Raw genomic sequence first — 22,419 nt, 5'->3', positions numbered from 1 at the left:
TAAAGTTAAATTTATCATCGTTGTTTAAAGCAGTGTTAGTGCATATAGTAATTGGTAAGCAAGATAAACTAATTCAAATCATCAGAAGGAATATATTCAATGTCTAAAAAAATACTTATGGTTCTTACATCTCACGCAGAACTTGGTAACACTGGCGAAAAAACAGGTTTTTGGGTAGAAGAATTTGCAGCCCCTTATTACGCATTTGTTGATGCAGGCGTTGAAGTAACATTAGCGTCTCCAGCTGGCGGCCAACCACCCATTGATCCGACAAGTACACTTGCCGATTTTCAAACAGATGCAACAAAACGTTACGACGCAGACAGCGCGGCGCAAACATTAATGGCAAACACTAAAGTGTTGAGTGAGGTTAAATCTAGCGATTTTGACGCTGTATTTTACCCAGGCGGTCACGGTCCATTATGGGACTTGGTTGACAACACAGATTCAATTTCACTTATCGAAAGCTTTGTAAAAGAGCAAAAACCTGTTGCTGCGGTATGCCATGCAAGTGCTGCATTTTTAAATGTTAAAGATGCCGATGGCAATGCATTAGTAGCGGGTAAAAAAGTAACTGGTTTTACTAACTCTGAAGAAGCTGCAGTGCAACTTACCGATATCGTGCCATTTTTAGTTGAAGACGAGCTAATTAAAAAAGGTGGTGATTATCAAAAAACTGACGACTGGGGTGTATTAGCGCTAGAAGACGGTTTAGTAATTACCGGCCAAAACCCAGCAAGCTCTGAACTAGCTGCAAAAAAACTATTAACTAAATTAGGTTAATAGTGAGTAATAATTAAAATTAAGCACAGCATTTTATGCTGTGCTTTTTTAATTGCTTTTCATTAGCAAATACAATTCCTATACTGGCAACTCTTAAAGTCAATTAGGGCGATTATATGGCAACCAAGCCAACCACACTGTCATTACTAACTAGTACCTGTTTCGCAATATTTAGTATTGTTGTTATTTGCTTCGTACTACAAGTGATCAATAGTCTACCTGGCATAAATCTTAATGGTTTAGGCATATATCCACGCAGTATCCAAGGATTAATTGGCATACTATGCGCACCTTTTTTACATGGTAGCTGGTGGCACTTTGCCAGTAATATGATCCCATTTGTAGTATTAAGTTGGCTAATTTGCCAGTACAGCGTAAAACGTTTTTATAACGTATTTATTTTTACCGCTCTAGTCGGTGGACTTTTAGTTTGGGCATTTGGGCGCAGTAACATACATGTTGGTTTAAGCGGTGTTATATATGGTTTATGGGGCTTTATTCTATGCTACGGCTTAGTAAGACGCTCATTAAAATCAATTATAATTGCAGTTGTAGTGGCTATACTTTATAGCGGTTTTATATGGGGTGTTTTACCTCAGCGCTATCATGTATCGTTTGAAAGCCATTTATTTGGAGCGCTAAGCGGGTTGTTTTTAGGTTATAGATTAGCAAAAGCCGATAAATTAAAAGGTCGGTAAATTAAATATTTAGGGCCTTTAATTAATTTTTTATGGCCACATTTATGAGTAAGTATTAAACATTTCCATTTAACATTGAGGTTATTTATGAGTGATCAAAACGAATACACGCCACCGAAAGTATGGACGTGGGAAAGTGAAAGTGGCGGTAAATTTGCCAGCATTAACCGCCCAATTGCAGGCGCGACTCATGACAAAACTCTACCTATTGGCGAGCACGCATTTCAGCTTTATTCTCTTGCTACGCCAAATGGCCAAAAAGCTACAATCATGTTTGAAGAGCTTTTACAGCTTGGTTGCACCGATGCAGACTATGACGCATATTTAATAAACATAGGTGATGGCGATCAGTTTGGATCTGACTTTGTTGATATTAATCCAAACTCAAAAATCCCAGCGCTAATGGATCATTCAACCACACCACCTACTCGCATCTTTGAATCAGGTTCTATTTTACAGTATTTGGCTGAAAAATTTGATGTACTCATCCCTAAGGATTTAAAAGCTAAAACAGAGTGTCGTAACTGGCTATTTTGGCAAATGGGCTCAGCGCCATACTTAGGTGGTGGGTTTGGTCACTTTTATAGTTACGCACCAAGTAAAATGCAATACCCTATTGATCGTTTTACTATGGAAACTAAACGCCAACTTGACGTGTTAAATCGTCATTTAAGCGAAAATGAATACATGGCGGGTGATGAATACTCAATTGCCGATATTGCAATTTGGCCCTGGTATGGCTCGCTTGTTTTAGGCGACTTATATGACGCAGCTGAATTTTTAGATGTTGCCTCATACACTCATGTTGTTCGTTGGGCAAAACAAGTTGCTGATCGCCCTGCTGTAAAGCGCGGCCGCCGCGTAAATCGCACATGGGGCCCTGAAGAAGATCAAATGGCAGAGCGCCATAACGATAGTGATTTCGAAGGCTAAATCTACTAAACAGCAAGTAAAGTCGTTAACACTTTAACCTGCTTAATAATTTTAAGGCTCATAATGATTATTTATTATGAGCCTTTTTACTGTACTAGCTTTTTTTTTGCTTTCATAAACTATATTTATTCCTATACTCAGGATTAGAGCCTAACTAATCGATGTTTAATACGCTTTTGTTCATCTGGAATATTTGCAGTATTTCTTGAACGTTTCTCCATCGCTAGTTGGAGTGACTTTTGTATAAGGTTTTACTTAGTGCCATATAAAAATCTAAATAGTGAAGAACGCAGAGAATCCGTTAAAATTTATACTCTAATGCCATCTCTGGCATTGCCATTTCGATTGTAGTCAGTTTTATATTAGTGTTTGCTTTTGATTTAAATAACCAGAAAATATCCTACGAAAAAAGTATTTGGCTAAGCATTATGGTTATCTTATTAGCAGCTCGCGCTATTGATGTAATGTGGTTTTATAAAACCAAAAAGGATAGCCCGTTATTTAATGCTGACACATATTCAAAAAGATTTTCAACGGGGTGTATTTTAACTGCGCTATCGTGGTGTGGGTATGCACTTTGGTTTCATAGCACCTCATCAGCAATAGAGACGACAACCACGATTGCTATTTTATCTGCCTTTGCAGGAGGCTCTGCAAATCTGCTTTCAGGAAGTCGAGTAACCGCTGTACTCTATAGCATTATTTTATTGGCGCCCTACTCTTTTTTATTAACCTTTTCTAACGAAAACTACAACTCTGTCCTCGGTATTTTAGGCCTAGCATTTACTGCTATTATGGTGGCTTCATCGTACAAATCAGCCACATTTACACACAGCGCAATCAAGCTCAAAAACCAAAACAGAGAGCTGCTTAATGAAATGGAAAACAAGGTTGAGCAACGCACAGAAGAAATCTACCGTTTATCGAATACCGATCCACTTACGAATCTATTAAACCGAACCGCATTTTTAAAAAATGCAAACAGACAACTAGCAGACAACCCTCAAGAACCCTTTGCTTTATTATTTGTAGATTTAGATGGGTTTAAACAAATAAATGATTCGTTGGGTCATAAAGTAGGCGATAAAGTATTAAAAGAAATAGCACGAAGAATTAGTAATGTATGCAATCAACAGCTATTTAAATGCCGATGGGGCGGGGATGAGTTTTTAATTTTAGCAACGTATCAAAAACAAGCTGAGCTTATCGAGTTTGCAGATAAAGTACTTCAAAGCATTGGTGCCGAGCATGAAACATATAAATATCAAAAATGGGTATCTGCAACTATTGGTATTGCCATGTATCCTGAGCACGGGAGTGATTTTAATACTTTAATTCGCTCTGCTGATACTGCAATGTATCACCAAAAACGCATGGCGAAAGGTAATATCAATATTTATAACGATTCACTCAAATTAATACAAGAAAGAGAGTATCTTTTGAGTCAACGCTTAGCCAGTGCCATAGAAGAAAATAGTTTAAGGCTAGTATTTCAACCAATTGTTGATAGCAAAACCTCAAAAGTAACCTCTTTTGAATCATTATTACGCTGGCAACTAGATGGTGAAAATATTTTCCCTGATGAATTTATAGCTATTGCCGAGCAATACGGTTTAATAACCGAGTTAGGTATTTGGGTAATAGAACAGGCATGTATACAAGCAACAAAATTAAGTCACTTACAACCACAAATTGCTATAAGCGTAAACGTATCGGTTATTCAGCTACAAGATCCTGATTTTGTATCTAAGGTATTAAAAATAGTAAATCGCCACCAGGTAGAACCTAAAAACCTACACATAGAAATTACTGAGTCAGTATTTGCCGAGGATAAACTCACATTTTTGACAGCCGTTAAAGCACTACAAAAACAAGGCTTTTGTATTTCAATTGATGATTTTGGTACAGGCTACTCATCACTATCAAGCATGCTTGATATTGGTGTAGATATAGTAAAAATAGACAGAAGCTTTATTCAAAATATGGATAAAAGAGGGTTAAGTATTATTCATGCAATTGTACAAATGGCCTCTACTTTAGATTTTACTGTTGTTGCAGAAGGCGTTGAAACTATTGAGCAAGCAAACACACTCACTAAAATTGGTGTATTTCACCTACAAGGTTATTACTTTTCAAAACCGATGGAAGTAGGTTTTGTAGATGCTTATTTAAATGAGCAAAATAAGCAATGTAGTTAATAGCAAACACCTCTAAAAGCGCTTAGCTACCATATGAGTTATGCGCAACCTTTCTTATTAGGGCCTGTTTATTTTTTGAGGTTGAATTTGCAGTAGACTGTCTGGTATTTAAGCAAGGCAGAGCCTATGAAGTGTGGTTATTAACCATACATAGTTGATAACGTAGTATTAATGCCAAACATGCGCTGCCCAAAGGTTCTGCCTAGGGAGATAGACTCTTTGTTACTAGGTTACAAACCTCGCGCCGCGATTAAATCGTCCTTAGATTGAACAAATTTCAATCCTTAAAGGTCAACAGCCCCTTCCTAAAACATAATCTTACAATTGCTTACACCCAGTAAATAGTAATTAGCGTAGGCTAAATATAATCCAACTTACATATGTATATTACGTTTAAACGAAAAAGCCCCAGCGCTGGATAGTAGGCAAAATTATGCGCTGACGCTGCTTAAATAATAAAAACTTTAACGATACAACTAAATATAAAAAAGGAATTTGCATGATAAAACCACTTTGCTATTCACTCATCACTTTACTTACCCCCATAAGCGTTATAGCTCAAACAATGGCAATAAAAACAACGGATGAATTAGTATCAACCGATTCAGAGATTTTATTTGCATATAATAAAGAATCAAAACAATTAGAAGCCATCAATTTACTTACATCACTTAGTAGTGAACTTGCTTTACCAAAAAACGCCATCGGGTTTGATGTGGCAACACTTGCTAACATCACCGATAAACAAGCACTCGTACTAACAAGTGATGGCGTATATAAAGCCCAAGCAGGTAAACCAACATTGTTGTTTAATTATGAGTCGGTTCTTAATCAATTAAAAATAGATAAATTTGAAAAAGTAGACTTTGTTTTCGATGCTAACAACGATGGTCTAAGCGATATTTTTATCCCCGGGTTAGCAAGCAGTACTTTATACATTCAAAATAAAGATGGCAGCTTTAAGCCTAACAAATTTAAACAAACGCCTAAGTATGAAGGCCGCTTTTCAGGAAAAGGGCTTTCTTTAGAAGTTAATATTAACAATAAACCTGTGGTTATCGATTTTAACCACGACGGATTAAACGACCTGGTTTTTTCAAATGACTTTGGAGCAGATGTACTACTTGCTAATTCAGAGGGCTTAGAGCAAAAGCTTACCTCAATTGATTTTAACATTGAGCTAGGCGAGCTAAGCAATGGCGAGACTCGCAAAATAAAGCAAATTATTGATATTAATAACGACGGATTTCTAGATTTTACAACCAGACAGTTTAAGCCTACACAAGGTATGGATTCGTTAGATATAAAAATAGCACATACTTTGTACCTAGGGAGTGCTAAAGGTTTTACTAATACGCCCATTACCTTATTTGAAACACAGGGCCCTAGTGAGTTATTGCTCAAAACTGACTTTAATAATGATGGCTTAATTGATTTACAAAAAAATGGACTTAGATATTGGCTTAGGTACTATCGCCTCTATGGCATTAGGCGGTGGCAGTACTGATGTAGATGTAGAAATGAATCTTTATAAGCAGCAACCCGACGGCTCATTTGCCAATAAATCGAGTATTGAACTTGATTTAGAAATGGAAGTGGGGATGAATGGCGATGAATCAGAACCGGTTCTCTATTTAGGTGACATTAACGGCGATAACTATATTGATGCGGTATACAAATACAGTAAAAAAACGCTGTATATTTATTATGGAGAGCAAGACTCACTGCTAAATGATAAATGCAAAAAATTAAAGCTAACGCTGCCTAAAAATAATAAAGATATTCTTCTAGTAGATATAAACCAAGACGGTAAAAAAGATTTTGTATTTAAATTTACCGAAGAAGATGGCACCAGCAAAATAGAAACACGGTTAAATTAAGCCAATAAAAAAGCCCAACAGAGTTAACCGTTGGGCTTTGGACTTAAGACTTTCGAGTAACAGTCAGCTTTACTCTAAGTTATAACACCTAAGCAGTTACATTTAGCAGCGAGTCGCCTTCACTTAAACCAAATTTCTCTTGCACTGATGCAAGGATTGATTCTTTATCTTCATCAGACAACTGGTTTGAATACTCAGTTAAGAGCTCATCTAAGTAGCTCACTACCTCGTCTGTATCGACTGATTCTAATGAGTTTTGTGGCGGTGGCGGCGGCCTTTGACCTTCAGCTCTTCCTGCATCACCAATGCTTTTAGCATCAAACTCGAGTTCGCCCATTAAATCAGCAAGCTCTTTTGTTGGTTCAATACCTTGTTCTTTAAATGCAGCTTGAATACTTTGCGCATCGTCGCTAGTTAAGTTTTCTGCATCAAACTGTGCAAGCGTTTCTTTAACGAAATCACTTTGCTCTGTTGTTAATTTTGCAGCTTGACTACTTTGTTGCGGCACAAAACTCGCAGAGCTGCTGCCAATATTATTAATCATTTTAGTATCCTTTCAACGTTCACGACGAGGTGGTTTATGATCGCTAAGCTCTTGTTCACTAATTTCGCCATTACCATCGGCATCTATAGAATCAAAAATTGTTTGTGCATCACCGTGCGGCGGTTTTTTAGCACTAAACTCTTCAAAGCTAATTACGCCATCCCCATCAGTATCAATAGTTGAAAAGTCAGGTTTTTCAGGAGGATTGTCACCGCCTCGAGCAGCTACATTAGCTGAAAAAGCAATAGATAATATTGCCACAGTGGCAAGAGTTGAAAAATGCTTCATAGTAATAACCTCGTATTTAAGAATTAAACTAAGATTACGCTTTAAAAACGCAAACAATGTGCAAATAATGAGGAAGTAATAAATTATTTTTAATAAAAACTGATGATTCAAAAAAAGTTCTGGTTGATTGCTTTGCAATCAATATATAAGCTAATAAAATAATACGATTAATTACTCTCTGGCAGTAGTGTTACTGCCCTTAATTCTCAAAGCTGATATACTGCTTGAGCCAATTAAACAAACAAATACAGAGCACTTTCATAAATAATGATTAATAACCAACCCTACTTAGCAGGCAATCTGTGAAAATACCTAAACGCCTAGAACCTCTTGTTGATGATGGCCTTATTGACGAAGTAATAAGCCGACTAATGAGCGGTAAAGAAGCCGATGTATTTATTGTGCGTTGTGGTGAACATATTCGCTGTGCGAAAGTGTATAAAGATGCGGTTAAACGTAGTTTTAAAAAAGCGGCACAATATCAAGAAGGCCGAAAAGTGCGTGGTGGACGCCAAGCGCGTGCAATGGGTAAACGCTCTAGCTATGGCCGCCAATTAGAAGAAGAAATTTGGCAAAATGCCGAAGTTGATGCGTTATCTCGTTTAGCTGGCGTGGGTGTACGTGTTCCTGATACTTACTTTTGTATTGATGGCGTGCTGCTTATGGAGCTCGTCTCTGATGAAGATGGTAACGTGGCCCCTCAACTAGGACATGTCGTTTTTAGTGAAGAGCAAGCGATTGAGCAGTATAAACTTATGATACATTACATTAAGCTAATGCTTTGCGCAGGTATAATACACGGTGATTTATCTGAGTTTAATGTACTTGTAGATAATAACGGCCCTGTAATTATAGATTTACCGCAAGCCGTTAACGCTTCAGCAAATAACAGTGCACAAGCTATGTTTGCACGCGATGTAAATAACATACGCCGCTACTATGGTGAATTTGCGCCAAGCATACTAAAAACTCAATACGCTAAAGAAATGTGGGCACTATTTGAAGAGGCCAATTTAACGCCTAATTCAACGCTTACAGGTGAATTTGAAGACAGCGACGAACTTGCTGATGTAGATTCTATTCTTGATGAAATTCAAGCTGCCGAATACGAAGAGTTTGACCGTTTAGAGCGAATTAAAAATGCTGACGACGATGAGTAACTCATCGTCATAGCTCATTCCACCTTACTGTGGATGCACAAACCGGTAGCCAACCCCATAAACAGACTGGATAACACTTTCAGTTTGTGTCACTTCATCTAGTTTTTTACGCAACTTTTTAATATGGCTATCAATAGTACGGTGGCTCACAATACGCTGATCGGCGTACATAGTGTCCATTAAGCTATCGCGCGAATAAATACGATTTGGGTTGTTAAACAAAGGTTTAAATAGTTGAAATTCAAAGTTCGTCAATTCTATACTGTTTGATTTAAATTTTACGCTGTAGCTGCTTTCGTCAAGCTTCATTGTTGACTCTGTAACGTCACTTGCGTTATTTAATCGCCTTAAAATAGCTTTTACGCGTGCCACCAGCTCAGCATAGCTAAACGGCTTACAAATATAATCATCTGCACCTAATTCCAGCCCAAGCAGCCTATCTATTTCTTCTACTTTTGCCGATACCATAATAATAGGCACGTTTGAAAAGCGCCTGATTGCTTTACACAGTTCAATACCACTTTGACCTGGTAACATTATGTCTAGCAAGATTACACTCGGCCTGTTAATTTCAAGCCAAGGTAATACTTCTTTCCCGTGATGTATTTGATGAGTAATAAAGTGATGGCTGCTTAAAAAGTCACTCATTAAGTTAGCTAGCTTTACTTCATCTTCCACAATTAGTATTTGTTCACTCATAGGCATCTCTGTAAGTAACCTTAACTTTATTTTATAAGCTAAATAGTTGGCAATCTAATAATAATAGCAAGGCCGCCTAAGCTGGCTTTTTCTGCAGCGATTTCACCTTTATGACCTTTAACTATATGCTGGCAAATAGATAAACCTAAGCCAGAACCGCCTTCTTGGCGATTACGCGAACTATCTACTCGGTATAAATACTCAAATAAATGCGATAAATGCGACTGATCTACACCTACGCCATTATCTTCGATTATAAGCTCTAAATAAGTTTGCCCTTTAATGCTTATATTATTAGCCGTTAAAGAAATAGTTGTACATTGTGCATAGTGTACTGCGTTCATTAGAATATTATCGAGTAGCTGCAAAAGGCGTGTTTTATCTGCTTGTACAGTTATGTGTTTAGCGCTATTTAGTAGGTATATTTTTATATTATGTTGTTCAAGCAAAACCTGATACTTTTGCTCAATAGTATTTAATAATAACGCCATATCAGTAGGTTGCATAGTGTAGTGCATACCTCCTAACTCTGCGCTATTGAGCATATGCAAGTCGTCTATTAAGCGTTTTAAATGTAGGGCTTCATCGTTAGCCGAACTTATATTTTTTGCGTTCGGTTCTCGTATACCAAGTAGCATAGCTTCAAGTTCACCGAGTAAAATACTCATTGGCGTCCTAAGCTCATGAGAAATATTAGCAAGCCAACGCTTACGTACTTGCTCATCTTTAGCGAGTGTAAATGCAAGCGTATTAAAATCTTCGCTCAACTGTCCTAGCTCGTCTTTTCGCTCAAGCGTGAGTTTGGTCTCGTAATTACCTTGCGTTAAGCGATGCATACCGTTAGCAATTTGCTTTACAGGGCTTACTAGGTGACGAGACAATAAAAAAGTAACCATTAATGTTAGCAATACCGCAGCTAAAGCAATAAACCATAAGTAGTTAGTTTGCTGCTGTAAAAAATCAAGCTCGTAGCCATCAACCAAGCTATCTCTTTTAGAAACTGCTAAGTAACCCACTATTTTATCGTTAACAATAATTGGGGTTGTTATATATTTTAAATCGCTGAGGTATCTACCCACTACTCGCTGTTTATTTTCATCAAGCAAAGCGTAGTGAGCAATATTTTCTGGCGGTGGGCGGCGATCTTCCTCTAAACGAATATGATCTGGCGGCGGTCGTCGCATCATTCGCCCACGCGGACCTGGACCTTCTTGTGGCCTAGGCAAAAACTGGCTATTTTCTAATTGCGATTCAACACGTTTTCTAAAGTTTTCGCCATTGCCGACAACACGCTCCCATGAGGGTGTTTGTTCATATTGCTTTGCAAATTGCACAACAAGTGGTTCAAGCGCTTTCACCTCTTTTGCATTAACAAAATCAATTACGCCTTGCCCTATGCTCCACTGTATAAGAACCACCAGCCCTGCAATAACACTAAAGGTAAAACTAAATAGTATTAAAAAAAGTTTATTATGAATTTTCATTAATGCGTGTTTTCAACCTTGCTAGGAAAGCTTTCAAATCGGTATGTTATAAACTCTTTGGTTTGGTCGTTAACATACAGCGTAGCAACTATTTTTTTACCTTGAGCGGTCCAATACATATGACCATGATTATTTAAAGTAACCGATACGGTATTTATACCTGTTTTAAATAAGTTAGCAGGTAAATGCAACGCTTGTCCGTAAATTCGCTGTATTTTAACCCCATTAATGTATAAATGAGCATGACCTTGTAAAAAACCGGTGTCTTGGTTTGTTGTCACGCCCATCATTTGTTGCATGTTCATCGTGCCCTCTGGCGGCACAGACAAATCATAACGCTGTGTATCTAAAATTAAGTTATAACCCGACATACTATCTTTTAATAACTTAAGGCTTAATGCCGGGATTGGCGTGTCATTTGGCACTGCTATAGGCATATGGCTATGATCCATCATTTCCTGCTGCGCAAAGAGCTTAAAACTCGATAGCACAGCAGTAGTTAGGATCAATGCGTATTTAAAATAACGCATAGTTACTCCTTACATTCCCGGTGGTGGACCCATTGTTTCGCCAGTATCACAGCGACCAATTGAATTATCGGCTAATTGACCTTTAAAACGAGGCCCTATTTGATAAGGAAAAGAAGGCTGTAATTTACCATCACTGTCTAACGTTAGTGTTATATGGTAGTGATAACCCTTACCATCATTAGTATCGTGGCCGTTATGCTCATCTAATTGAGCACCGGTTACTGTTTTTTGCGCGTAGTAATAATCTTCAAAGTAATAACCATCGTCGGCATTTAATGTGTTACCAGAGAGCGTCGTTACTTGTGCACCAATAGCAGGACCTGCATCACTTGTTTGTGTACCTTGGCTAACATCGTATTGATCAACTAAGGTACAGCTTCGCTCACCCTCAGTACCACAACCCCCTTCACTTGTAGGTGCACCGTAATCTCGCATTTCCCAGCCACTTAATGCTAGTTGTCCGTTACTTTCATAAGGACCATAAAGCGGATAGCCATCAGCTGCAAACCCATAAATAGGTGAATGCGCATCGCCATCATCTTCGAGTAAATCAGCTAAGCAACTCGTATAAAAATGGTGATGATATTCACCGTTAGCAGCATGTCCGCCACACACATCAACATCATATTGCTCAGCAATGGGCGCTAATGTATACCAAATATTATTTCCGTAGCTCATACCATCGCCCCAGTTAAATATACTGGTGCCATTAACCATTAAGCCAACTGTACCTAAACCTGTTTCGCAAGTTTCAGCGTCAGATAAATCGGTAGGTGTTAGCGGAAAATACGCTTCAACCGCTTGTTCTGTTGGGCAACCCGGTCCTGGAGGCCAATAACCTGCACCGCCTGTGTCATCACAGTTTTCAGTGCTGCTGTTATAGCCAATATCTTCACCAAAGGAAATGGTTTGCCCTACTGCTGCAGAAGTTACACCGTTATAAAAATCGGTAGCTGCACGCGGGCGGTTATTTAACGCGTCTACTTGGTCTTGTGTAAGCGTTACATCATATTTAGGAATGTCAGTAGTTTGCACATACATGTATTCAACGTCAGCATCTTCCTCAGTAACGCTAACAACCTCAACTGATTGAACATCTTCAACCACTGCACCATTATTTTGTATGTATGTAGAAGTTGTATCGTTGTTAATTAACCAGCTGGTAAGTTTTGCACTATTATCAACTGTATCTGAGTCTGATGAAGCAATCACATTAACTATAACTGTATCTACAACGACATCGTTTGTGCCATCATCTGCAATGATCTCAAATACAAGTGCTTCATCGGTTAAAACTTCAGGTGCAACAAACTCAGTAGACGTTGCAGTACTTGAAGATAAACTAACGGTAGTGCCTGATGTTTGTGACCAGCTAACAGATACTTCGCCATCATCTTCAACTGTTGAAATTAAATAAACGGTATCGCCCGCATTAACAGTTTGGTCAATACCGGCGTCAACAGTTGGAGCACTATTACTGACCGTTTCGCCGTCTGTTGTAGTACTTGTAGAATCGCTATTACATGCGCTTAAAGCAATACAAAGCGCGCTTAACGCAAATAACTTAGTGGCATTAACGGCTTTTGTTTTAAGAAGTGTTTTCAATGCTTGAACCTTTACTTTAACGTTTAATAAAACAAAGTTAACAAGTAAAAGTGCAAACAATGTGCACAAACAAAGGAAGAATCTATATTAAAATTACAACTGTGGCCTTTTAATCAAAAACTTATCTTTGGTTGTACTAAAGTAATCGCCGCCCATTTTGCCCACTGCATTTAATAATTCAGGGTCAATATAGCCACCACTCATCACTTCATCGTCTATACAAATACCCACTACATCCAGCAACATCATTGTTCCACCGCCAGGCTCATTTGAAATACTAATAACTTCGCGTAACTTACATTCAAACCGTACTTTTGAATCGGCAACGCTTGGCGCGTTAACTAACTTACTTGGAGCTTGGGCAATGTTAGCTGCATCAAACTCGCTTATATCACTAGGATAATTTGCACAACTTTGGTTCATTTTTTCAACTAGCTCTTGGCTGACAATATTAACCACACATTCTTTAGTTGCCATTAGATTACTGAGCGTATCTTTATTCGTTTTATCACTAGGGTTTACTTGCGTAACACTTAAAACAGCTGGCTTGCAACTAGCCACAGTAAAAAATGAATAAGGCGCAATATTTGCACTACCTTCGCTATTTAATGTACTTATCCATGCGATAGGCCTTGGGCTGATACCGCCTACTAAGTAAGAGTAAACATTTTGGTTGGTATTTTCGGTGAGATCTAAAAACATATTTTTTCAACTAAATAAGAATATCAACATGCCTAATATCTTAATCCGATGAAGGTTGGGGTTAAAGAAGATTTACAAATGAGAAAAGTTAAAAAGTAAAACCGAGCCTTCAGGCTCGGTTTTCAATCCATTTAGCAAGGCGCTACATTATTGAATACTCTGACTTTTGTTTTTAAATCAAATGCAGCATAAGCTGCAACAATAATAAAACACCCCGCAGGCACAACATAAGAAAACGCGACACTGTATGTATCAATAAACACAGCTTGGAATACAGGAACTATCGCTCCACCTAAAATAGCCATTACTAAACCAGCAGCACCTAGTTTTGCATCATCGCCTAACCCATGTAGTGAAATCGCGTAAATAGTTGGAAACATTAACGACAAGCAAGCCGATATACTTACCAGCGCCCATACGCCACTTATATTTGGCATTTTCACCATATAAAAACACAGCAGCATTGCAATAATAGAGGTTGCCATTAACAGTTTGGCAGGACGAATAAATCCCATAAGCCAGGTCATTACAAATCGAGAAACTAAAAAGGTGATCATACTGTATTGTAAAATACTTCCCCCAGTAACTTCATTTGTATCGAGTGCCTCCATTACGTACTGGATGGTAAATGTCCATACACAAGTTTGCGCCGCAACATTAAAAAACTGGGCGATAACACCAAAGCGGTAATGGGTATTTTTAAACAAGCGCTTAAACGTTGCACTAAATTCTACATGCTTAGAGACTTTTTTTTGCTTACAAAAATTAGGTGTTTTAGTAAACGCAATTGCCAACCAAATAAAAACCAACACACAAGCCATACCAACATAAGGCACCATAACTGCATCAAGTTCTGCGCTTATAATGCTAGTTAATTGCTCACTATTCATATTTGTGCGCTCACCAGAGGTTGCGGTATTGAGCTTTGGTAAAATAAGGGTAGCGGCTAAAAAAACACCAATGTTAGTACCGACAGGGTTAAATGATTGCGCCAAATTCAACCTGCGAGTTGCACCTTGTTGGGTGCCCATTCCCATTACATAAGGGTTTGCTGATGTCTCTAAAATAGATAAGCCTCCAGCTAACACAAACAAAGCCACTAAAAAAAAACCATAAGTCATTGCTTGGCTGGCGGGATAAAACAAAAATGCTCCGATTGCAGCCATCCCTAAACCGGTTAACACACCTGTTTTATACGAAAAGCGTTTATTGATATATGCCGCCGGAATAGCTAGGCAAAAGTAAGCTCCATAGTAGCTAAATTGTACCAATGCAGACTGCACTGACGACATAGTAAAAATTTTACTAAACACTTTTACTAGCGGATCAGTCATGTTTGCCGCAGCTCCCCATGCAGCAAAGCACAGAACAAGTAAAATAAAGGGAACCACCATCTCCTTGGAGACAAGAGGTGTTTGTGTGTGTGTGTGTGTGGTCATTGCCGTGTCTCAGTTGTTAATGTTAAGTAAAGCATTTAACCAGTTAAATATCATTCCGTCAATAAATCAACTATAGTTATTTATTGACCTCCTGTGACTTATTTATACTCTGTCGTAAATTTAATAATAAGAAATGAACCCGGCAATAAAGCTAATATAGTCGCCAATTACACACACTCGGTGTACAATTAATCAGGTTATTTAAGATAATAACAACTAGGTAGGAATAATTATCAAATCTAAAAACCCTCGACTCTCTTTACAAGAAGGCCGAAGCCAATCTGGCCTGCGTGCTCATAATGAACGCCGAATTATGTCATTAATTCGCCAACACGGTAGTGCTCCAAAAGCTGAAATTGCACAAAAAACAGGGCTTTCAGCACAGGCCGTCACAGTAATTATCAATAGTTTAGAAGCCGAATCGTTATTAATACGGAAAGACCCTCAGCGTGGTAAGGTTGGCCAACCAACCATCCCATTTGCGTTAAATCCAGATGGTGCATTTGGAATTGGCTTAAAAGTAGGTCGTCGCAGTTTTGATTTAACCTTGATTGACTTAGTAGGAAATATACGCGCAACTTTGCACGAAAACTGCGCTTACCCCACAGTACAGAGCTTGCTAACCTTTTTAGAGAAAGGGATCAGCGTACTTAAAATGAGCTTAAGTGACGAATTAGCCAAGCGTATCTTAGGTGTGGGTGTTGCAACCCCTTACGAAATTTGGAACTGGACAGAAGAAGCCGGCGCTCCAAAAACAGTATTGAATGAATGGAAGTCTTTTGATTTTAAAGAAAAAATAAATCAAATTGTACATCTTCCCGTGTATGTATGTAATGATGATACCGCTGCTTGTTCAGCTGAATTAAGCTTTGGTAATCCTGCTCGTTTTAGCGATTTTTTATATATTTTTATTGGTACTTTTATTGGTGGTGGAGTTGTTATAAACGAAACCTTATTTACTGGTAAAAAAGGTAATGCCGGCGCTATAGGTTCATTACCTAGGCCTATGCTTAATAGTGAAGGACAACTAACCTCCCAACAACTTATTATGCAATCATCACTGTATATTCTCGAAAAAATGCTCAAAGGTGATGGCTACAATACTGACATACTATGGAGTTCAAAAGAGTATTGGGGAGACTTAGGCCCCGTACTCGATAAGTGGATAGACCAAGTTGCAGATGGCCTCGCCTACGCGGCATTGTGTTCTTTAGCTATTTTTGATTTTGAGGCAATTGTCATTGATGGCGCCATTCCTATCAATGTCAGAGAAAAAATAGTTTTGGCAACAAAGTTAAAATTGAGCCAGGCTGATCATCGCGGTATTAATCGCTGTGAAGTACAAAGTGGCTCTATTGGCGCCAAGGCTCAATCAGTAGGCTGCGCTAACCTTCCGTTACTTATCAACTTTTCTCAAGATCACGCAAGCCTTTCACACCACTAATATACTTTAAAGTTAAAAAGCAGCCATCGGTAACGTTGGCTGCTTATTTATTTTTTATCAGAGGTAAAAAATTCACTTAAACAATCAAAAAGCTGTACAAAAAATAATAAGTAATAATAGTTGATTTATTATTTTAAGTTCTCTACATTCTATTTACAAATTTGATAACACTGACATGTTTGATTAATAAAACCGCAAATTTGTATACACACACAACAAAGAGAGAACAGAAAAATGAAAGTATCAGCAAAAATGACTCTAATTGCAGTCGCTGTAGGTCTATCCATATCCCCTAGCGTCTTGTCACAAGAGCAACAAGAAGCAAAAAGTGATTTAGGGTTTGAGCGCATCATTGTAACGGGAACATCTCGGCCAAAAGAGAAAATCGAATCAACTAATGCAATAACTACCTTTAACGAAGCAAAGTTAGAGCAATTGGCTCCGCACAGTGTTGCTGAATTAGTGCGAAGTATTCCTGGTTTTCATGCCGAAGACACCGGTGGAGAAACCGGTAACAACGTAGCCCCACGAGGCTTTCCGTTATCAACGCAAACAGAGTTTACAGCACTACTTCGTGATGGTATGACCGTGTTTTATAATCAAGATATTTTATTTACTCAAAATGATCGCTTTACCCGTTTGTCTAATTTTGTTGGCAGCGTTGAAGCTATTCGTGGTGGTGCCTCGTCAATTTTTGTTGGTAGCGCGCCAGCTGGGTTTATTAATTTTATTTCTCGTGAAGGCTCCGATGATACCCAAGGTGATGTGTTTTTTGAAACCAACAGCAACAACCGCCTAGGTGGACAAGGTTGGGTTAGCGGATCAATAGACGATCAGACAACCTATGCTGTTGGCGCTTGGTATCGCAAGGATGACTCCGCACGCGATCCGGGGTATACAGCTAACCAAGGTGGTGAGCTTAATGGCAATATTAAGCACTTTTTTAAAGATGGCAGCGGCTTTACCCGCTTTGAGTTTAATAAACAAAACGATAGATCATTCTTTTTTATTCCTCAGCCATTAATAGGCTCAACCACCAATGCTAAAACAATCCCAGGCGGGATGGATATCAGAGATGGCACCACCGGTAACTCAGCAGGTGCGCGTTTATTAACTCTTAATAACACCCCAAGCGGCGACATTGATTTGGATATTGCAGATGGTAACTACGCTAATGTGACCTACTTTGGCAATACAACCGAAATTGAAATTAACGAAAACTTAGTCTTTTCAAATCAAATGCGTTATACCGATATGCTAACAACCTTTTCCGGCATCATTAACGTAGGTAACGCCGAATCGTTAGCTAGTAAAGCACAAGCTATATATGCTGCAAATACTGATGTCCTTGCAGGTGCCATGGTTGATGGTAACCTAAGTTACGATATACGCGATGCAGGAAACGGCTTTGTATTGGCTGATTCAAGCAACGTAAATACCTACAACACCAATGGATACGGAATAAACGCAGGCTTTTGGCATAGACGTTTTGAAGGCGATAACTTTCAAAACGAAACCAGATTCAACTACACCTTTGATGATGTAGGCGAAGGGACTCTTTATGCTAATTTTGGCTTATTCTTCTCTAATATTAATGGCCATGTTACCGACTATCGAATTAATACACTGCAATCAGTAGAGCCCCTGCCGCAGCGCTTAGATGTTGTATTTACAGATGCACAAGGTCTTGACATTGCCAGCGGTACTTACAAAGGTATTCAGTCTGGATCACATGGTTTTGCCGATATTGTTTATAGTGAAAATACCCTGGCGCCCTTTGCTGACTTTGAATACGAGCTTGAAGATGTGTCGTTTAATCTGGGCCTAAGGTACGAAACCCTCAAAGCAGATGGGGAAGCGCAAAACCAAGCTAATTACACAATTGACAGTTTTGCCAGCGATACTGATACCGTCAATGGGAATATTACCCTGCCCTTTGGTGATGGGACTTACCGAAACTTTAATGTTGAATACAACGAAATGGCATGGACAGTTGCAGCTAATTACAAATTTAACGACGACTTAGCGGTATTCACTCGATATGCAGATGGTTTTCGTATGCCTGATGTAGATAAATACATGGCGATTACCAACCTAACTAGTCAAGAGGAAATTAATCAATTTAATAACTCTGAGAGACGTGAAACACAACCAACTTCAACGGTAATGGCCGAAGTGGGCATTAAATATAACGAAGGTGATGTCGCAGCATTTGTAACCGGTTACTTCGCCGGTGCGGATGATTTATTCTTTAATGTACCTACTGTTGAAAATGGTCAAGTAGTGCAACGTCAAGCCTTTAGAAACACAGAAACCTTAGGTGTAGAAGCCGAATTTAACCTGCAAATCACCCAAGACTGGCGCATTGGTGTATCTGCAACGTACCAATCACCCGAATTTGTAAACACACCAGCGGCGCAATACTTGGATGCTAATGGAAGCTCTGCCTCTATTGATATAAACGGCAACTTACCTGTACGTGTGCCTAAGCACTTTGGCCAATTAACTAGTAGCTATCAGTTTGAAGATTTTTCGTGGGGTATGGCAGCTATTCATGGTAGCTACTCTTGGAGCGGTAAACGTTATGCCGACGACGCCAACACAGCAGAACTGCCTATGTATGGCATGTTAAACCTTGGTTTATCCCTTGAAAACGAAGACGGTTATTACCTTCGTGCCGATGTTAAAAACCTAAATAACTCAGAAGGCTTATCAGAGGGAGATCCTCGCGCAGGTGAAACGGTAGCAGGTCAAGCAACTACATTTAATGCGCGCGTTGTCTTACCTCGTACCTTTAGCCTTACTATTGGTAAGCGTTTTTAATTTTACTCTAATCTAGGGTATCTTCATGCAAAGCGATACCCTCGCAATTTTTAGGAAAATATAATGGAAGTAGTTGCAATTGGTGAAGCTTTAATAGATATACTCTCACATGACTGCATGCACAATAAGGCATCAAATAGCGAACTAGACTTCACACAGTTTGCCGGAGGCGCACCCGCTAATGTTGCTGTAGCCGTAGCAAAGCTTGGTGGTTCAAGTTATTTGCTTGGTAAAGTAGGCAATGATAAATTTGGTCGCTTTTTAATAAATGCACTCAAAATGTATAATGTAAACACATCTTATGTTGGCTTTTCAAAAAAAGGGAAGACGGCACTCGCGTTCGTATCGTTGGATGAAAACGGTGAACGTACATTTGAATTTTACGATAAAGATGCTGCACATTACGATTTACAAATAACCGATTTAGAGCCCTCTTTATTTTCAACACCTAAAATTGTGAGTTTTTGTTCAGGCTCTTTTGCAAAACCTTTAGTATTAAATACAACCTTACATGCGCTAAAACACTTTAAAGAATCAGGCTCGGTTACATGCTTTGACATTAACTTTCGTTCAGCCTTCTGGGATGAACCACTCACAGCTAAATCTGTTATTGAGGATGTTGCTAAAACAGTTGATGTTATTAAAGCGAGTAAAGATGAGCTGATCTCGCTTTATGGAATAGAGCATATTGATACCACCATTAGAAGTTGGGTAGATAGTGGCGTAGCTTTAGTTTTAATGACTGATGGTGGCGAGCCTATTACTTTTTCATCTAGCTCATTTAGTGGTACTTATCCTTGCCCTCAGGCATATGTTGTGGATACCACAGCTGCAGGCGATGCGTTTGTAGGTGGTTTTTTATATCAAATATCTTCGCTAGTGAGTAATAAAACAGAATTTACTGACTGGGCAAGTAACTTTACTAACGTTTCAAAGGCTATCGACTTTGCTACTAAGTGCGGAGCCAAAACAGTAGCAACGTTTGGAGCCTTTGATGCCCTACCTACATTCCATGATATCTCGGCGAGTACCCTTAAATCTTCGTGTCGATGTTAAAAACCTAAATAACTCAGGAAACTTATCAGAGGGAAGTTTCACTCAGGTGAAACGGTAGCAGATCAATCAACTATATTTAATGCGCGCGTTGTCTTATCTCGTGTCTTTAGCTTTACTATTGGTAAGCGTTTTTAATTTCACCCTAACTGAGGGTATCGTTATACAAAGCGATACCCCCGCAAGTTTTAGGAAAAGATAATGGAAGTAGTTGCAATTGGTGAAGCTTTAATAGGTGTACTCTCACATGACTGTAAGTGCCAAAATTGCTTAAGTATCACGGTAATTCTCCCTATTTATAATACTTCTTTTATTGGCGACTCATTTTAGTATCACCTTAACATGAGTTGCCTATATCAAAATCGTTTTTACACTAGTCTTCTTTTACATTTAATACGTATTGGTTTTGTCTTATTATTTATAATGCCACGGTTTTAATATTGCCAGTATGAAAGAAAAAATAAACATCGTGTGGTTTAAACGTGATTTACGTCTTAGCGATCATCAACCATTAAAAAATGCATTTAGTAATGGCTTACCGACCCTGTTACTTTATAACTTTGAGCCATTACTGCTCGAAGATGCACACTACAATGAGCGGCACTGGCGCTTTGTGTATCAATCAATAGTTGAGTTAAATAATCAGCTAGCGCGTTTTAACGCCTGTGTTTATATATTTAATTTAAATATGAACGATTTACTTGAGTCGATAAAGACGCAGTTTGAAATAGTTAATATTTTTAGCCATCAAGAAATAGGCTTAAACAACACCTTTGAGCGCGATAAGGCAATAAAAGCATGGTGCCAGCATAACCATATTAACTGGCAAGAGTCGCAAACAGGCGCGATTATTCGCGGCAAAAAAAATCGTAATAATTGGAACGAACGCTGGCAGCAAACAATGCAAGCACCTATTGCTGTTCCTAATTGGAAGAGTATAAAAACAATTACCCTCAATAACTACCAAACACCTGAGCTACCAAGCGCTTACACGCAAGATCACGACAGCTTTCAACAAGGTGGCCCGCTGCATGCGCGAACTGTAATGCAGAGCTTTTTTGCCGAGCGCGGTAAAGGTTATCAAAAAGGAATATCGAGCCCAAGTTTAAGCCAAACTCATTGCTCCCGACTTTCGCCGTACTTAGCGTGGGGGAATATTAGCCTTAGGCAAGTGTATCAAATGGCCATTGATGAATATCATTCAAAACACCCTGATAAAAGAGGCTGGAAACGCCCACTAGCAGCGTTTGTATCGCGCTTGCATTGGCACTGCCATTTTATGCAAAAGTTTGAGAGCGAGTGCTCTATGGAATTTTTAGCCCTTAATCCAGGCTACCATGTATTTCCGTATCGCGATGATGAACATGTTAAAAACGATATTGAACGCTGGGCGCAAGGTCAAACAGGTATTCCCATTATTGACGCTTGCATGCGCTGCTTAAAAGCCACCGGCTATATAAACTTTAGAATGCGCGCCATGCTTGTAAGCTTTGTAACGCATCATTTAAATATAAGCTGGCAGCAAGCAAGCTTTCCTCTCGCTAATTACTTTTTAGATTTTGAGCCCGGAATTCACTATCCGCAAATTCAAATGCAAGCCTCGGTAACAGGCATTAACACCATCAGGCACTACAACCCAATTAAACAATCAGAAGATCAAGACCCAACAGGTTCGTTTATTAAAAAGTGGTGCCCCGAGCTTGAAAAACTCCCTATTGAATATTTACATCAGCCTTGGGAGCAAACTCCAATGGAAGCACTCTTTAACGACTTTAAGCTAGGGGAGGATTATCCCGAACCGATGCTTGATTTAACAGCAGCCTCAAAAGAAGCACGCGAACGCTTATGGCAATACCGTGAGCGAGCCGATGTTAAACGCGCCATAGGGAGGATTCTTAAAAAGCACGTTGGGGGTACTCAAAAAGTTACTCGAACAAAAAGTAAAACGGATACTAAAAGTAACAGCAAGGCTAAGTAAGCATGGCACACAAAAAACTAAACTTACCTCAAAAAATATGTCCTATTTGTAATAAACCTTTTACATGGCGTAAAAAATGGCAGCGCGACTGGGATAACGTTATTTTCTGTTCAGAGCGCTGCAGGCGTAATAAATAAGAGTAATAATTAACTGGCGTCTATTTTGCAGCATCATCAGT

At 38.9% G+C, this 22,419-nt stretch carries 20 protein-coding genes; 12 read left to right on the top strand and 8 right to left on the bottom strand.

All coding sequences use genetic code 11. The features are described from left to right. Window positions 1-99: 99 nt before the first annotated feature. The 6 genes from ABX891_RS06535 (at window position 100) to ABX891_RS06510 (ending at window position 6,492) form a co-directional block, all read left to right on the top strand. Window positions 100-783, top strand: a complete 684-nt coding sequence (locus ABX891_RS06535) for a type 1 glutamine amidotransferase domain-containing protein (RefSeq protein WP_182196857.1) — start codon at window positions 100-102, stop codon at window positions 781-783. Between the two features lie 116 nt (window positions 784-899). Next, window positions 900-1,481: a rhomboid family intramembrane serine protease gene (locus ABX891_RS06530; protein WP_354629136.1), complete on the top strand. Its 582-nt coding sequence runs from the start codon at window positions 900-902 to the stop codon at window positions 1,479-1,481. Window positions 1,482-1,568: 87 nt separating this feature from the next. After that, window positions 1,569-2,414, top strand: coding sequence for a glutathione-dependent disulfide-bond oxidoreductase (gene yghU, locus ABX891_RS06525; RefSeq protein ID WP_138489477.1), 846 nt, complete (start codon window positions 1,569-1,571; stop codon window positions 2,412-2,414). 428 nt (window positions 2,415-2,842) lie between these two features. Then, window positions 2,843-4,612 (top strand): putative bifunctional diguanylate cyclase/phosphodiesterase, encoded by a 1,770-nt coding sequence (locus tag ABX891_RS06520; protein ID WP_354629135.1) that lies wholly within the window; start codon window positions 2,843-2,845, stop codon window positions 4,610-4,612. 499 nt (window positions 4,613-5,111) lie between these two features. Continuing rightward, window positions 5,112-6,119 carry an FG-GAP repeat domain-containing protein gene (locus ABX891_RS06515; RefSeq protein ID WP_354629134.1) on the top strand — a complete coding sequence of 336 codons (1,008 nt, stop codon included), beginning with the start codon at window positions 5,112-5,114 and terminating at the stop codon, window positions 6,117-6,119. After that, window positions 6,058-6,492, top strand: coding sequence for a hypothetical protein (locus tag ABX891_RS06510; RefSeq protein ID WP_354629133.1), 435 nt, complete (start codon window positions 6,058-6,060; stop codon window positions 6,490-6,492). Before ABX891_RS06515 ends, ABX891_RS06510 begins: the two co-directional genes overlap by 62 nt. A gap of 88 nt (window positions 6,493-6,580) precedes the next feature. Here the strand turns inward: ABX891_RS06510 and ABX891_RS06505 are convergent, their stop codons facing one another. Together ABX891_RS06505 and ABX891_RS06500 are read right to left on the bottom strand one after the other, a co-directional pair. Then, entirely contained in the window at window positions 6,581-7,036 is a 456-nt protein-coding gene (locus ABX891_RS06505) for a hypothetical protein (protein WP_024604676.1), read from the bottom strand. Window positions 7,037-7,048: 12 nt separating this feature from the next. Then, window positions 7,049-7,324, bottom strand: a complete 276-nt coding sequence (locus ABX891_RS06500; protein ID WP_007581281.1) for an EF-hand domain-containing protein — start codon at window positions 7,322-7,324, stop codon at window positions 7,049-7,051. A gap of 302 nt (window positions 7,325-7,626) precedes the next feature. Here ABX891_RS06500 and ABX891_RS06495 point away from each other — a divergent pair, with 302 nt between their 5' ends. Next, window positions 7,627-8,484 carry a PA4780 family RIO1-like protein kinase gene (locus tag ABX891_RS06495; protein ID WP_335680862.1) on the top strand — a complete coding sequence of 286 codons (858 nt, stop codon included), beginning with the start codon at window positions 7,627-7,629 and terminating at the stop codon, window positions 8,482-8,484. A gap of 24 nt (window positions 8,485-8,508) precedes the next feature. Here ABX891_RS06495 and ABX891_RS06490 read toward each other — a convergent pair whose 3' ends face one another. The 6 genes from ABX891_RS06490 to fucP form a co-directional block, all read right to left on the bottom strand. Beyond that, window positions 8,509-9,183: a response regulator gene (locus ABX891_RS06490; protein ID WP_335680861.1), complete on the bottom strand. Its 675-nt coding sequence runs from the start codon at window positions 9,181-9,183 to the stop codon at window positions 8,509-8,511. Between the two features lie 38 nt (window positions 9,184-9,221). Then, entirely contained in the window at window positions 9,222-10,667 is a 1,446-nt protein-coding gene (locus ABX891_RS06485) for an ATP-binding protein (RefSeq protein WP_024597034.1), read from the bottom strand. Further along, on the bottom strand, window positions 10,667-11,197 hold the full coding sequence (locus tag ABX891_RS06480; RefSeq protein WP_335680859.1) for a hypothetical protein: 531 nt from the start codon (window positions 11,195-11,197) through the stop codon (window positions 10,667-10,669). The genes ABX891_RS06485 and ABX891_RS06480 overlap by 1 nt, the downstream gene beginning before the upstream one ends. Before the next feature lie 9 nt (window positions 11,198-11,206). Then, entirely contained in the window at window positions 11,207-12,862 is a 1,656-nt protein-coding gene (locus ABX891_RS06475) for a YHYH protein (RefSeq protein ID WP_354629132.1), read from the bottom strand. Between the two features lie 33 nt (window positions 12,863-12,895). Further along, window positions 12,896-13,504 carry a flavin reductase family protein gene (locus ABX891_RS06470; RefSeq protein ID WP_354629131.1) on the bottom strand — a complete coding sequence of 203 codons (609 nt, stop codon included), beginning with the start codon at window positions 13,502-13,504 and terminating at the stop codon, window positions 12,896-12,898. Between the two features lie 131 nt (window positions 13,505-13,635). Continuing rightward, the gene (fucP, locus tag ABX891_RS06465; RefSeq protein ID WP_029753314.1) at window positions 13,636-14,943 is read right to left on the bottom strand and encodes an L-fucose:H+ symporter permease; all 1,308 of its coding nucleotides are present in this window, start codon (window positions 14,941-14,943) and stop codon (window positions 13,636-13,638) included. A gap of 226 nt (window positions 14,944-15,169) precedes the next feature. Between fucP and ABX891_RS06460 the strand changes: the two genes are divergently transcribed. The 5 genes from ABX891_RS06460 (at window position 15,170) to ABX891_RS06440 (ending at window position 22,378) form a co-directional block, all read left to right on the top strand. Next, window positions 15,170-16,387 (top strand): ROK family transcriptional regulator, encoded by a 1,218-nt coding sequence (locus ABX891_RS06460; RefSeq protein WP_100218334.1) that lies wholly within the window; start codon window positions 15,170-15,172, stop codon window positions 16,385-16,387. Between the two features lie 234 nt (window positions 16,388-16,621). Beyond that, window positions 16,622-19,210 carry a TonB-dependent receptor gene (locus ABX891_RS06455; RefSeq protein ID WP_354629130.1) on the top strand — a complete coding sequence of 863 codons (2,589 nt, stop codon included), beginning with the start codon at window positions 16,622-16,624 and terminating at the stop codon, window positions 19,208-19,210. Between the two features lie 63 nt (window positions 19,211-19,273). After that, entirely contained in the window at window positions 19,274-20,266 is a 993-nt protein-coding gene (locus tag ABX891_RS06450) for a carbohydrate kinase family protein (protein WP_002958156.1), read from the top strand. 445 nt (window positions 20,267-20,711) lie between these two features. Further along, complete coding sequence (locus tag ABX891_RS06445; RefSeq protein ID WP_354629129.1) at window positions 20,712-22,241, top strand: cryptochrome/deoxyribodipyrimidine photo-lyase family protein; 1,530 nt, start codon at window positions 20,712-20,714, stop codon at window positions 22,239-22,241. A 2-nt stretch (window positions 22,242-22,243) separates the two neighbouring features. Continuing rightward, window positions 22,244-22,378 (top strand): DUF2256 domain-containing protein, encoded by a 135-nt coding sequence (locus tag ABX891_RS06440; protein ID WP_076916399.1) that lies wholly within the window; start codon window positions 22,244-22,246, stop codon window positions 22,376-22,378. The last annotated feature ends 41 nt before the right edge of the window (window positions 22,379-22,419 follow it).

It is taken from the genome of Pseudoalteromonas sp. NCIMB 1079, from assembly GCF_040567695.1.
In the GTDB taxonomy this organism is placed as follows: domain Bacteria; phylum Pseudomonadota; class Gammaproteobacteria; order Enterobacterales; family Alteromonadaceae; genus Pseudoalteromonas; species Pseudoalteromonas distincta.
The sequence above is the reverse complement of the archived record's forward strand: the minus strand, read 5'-3'. Positions and strand labels throughout refer to the sequence as shown.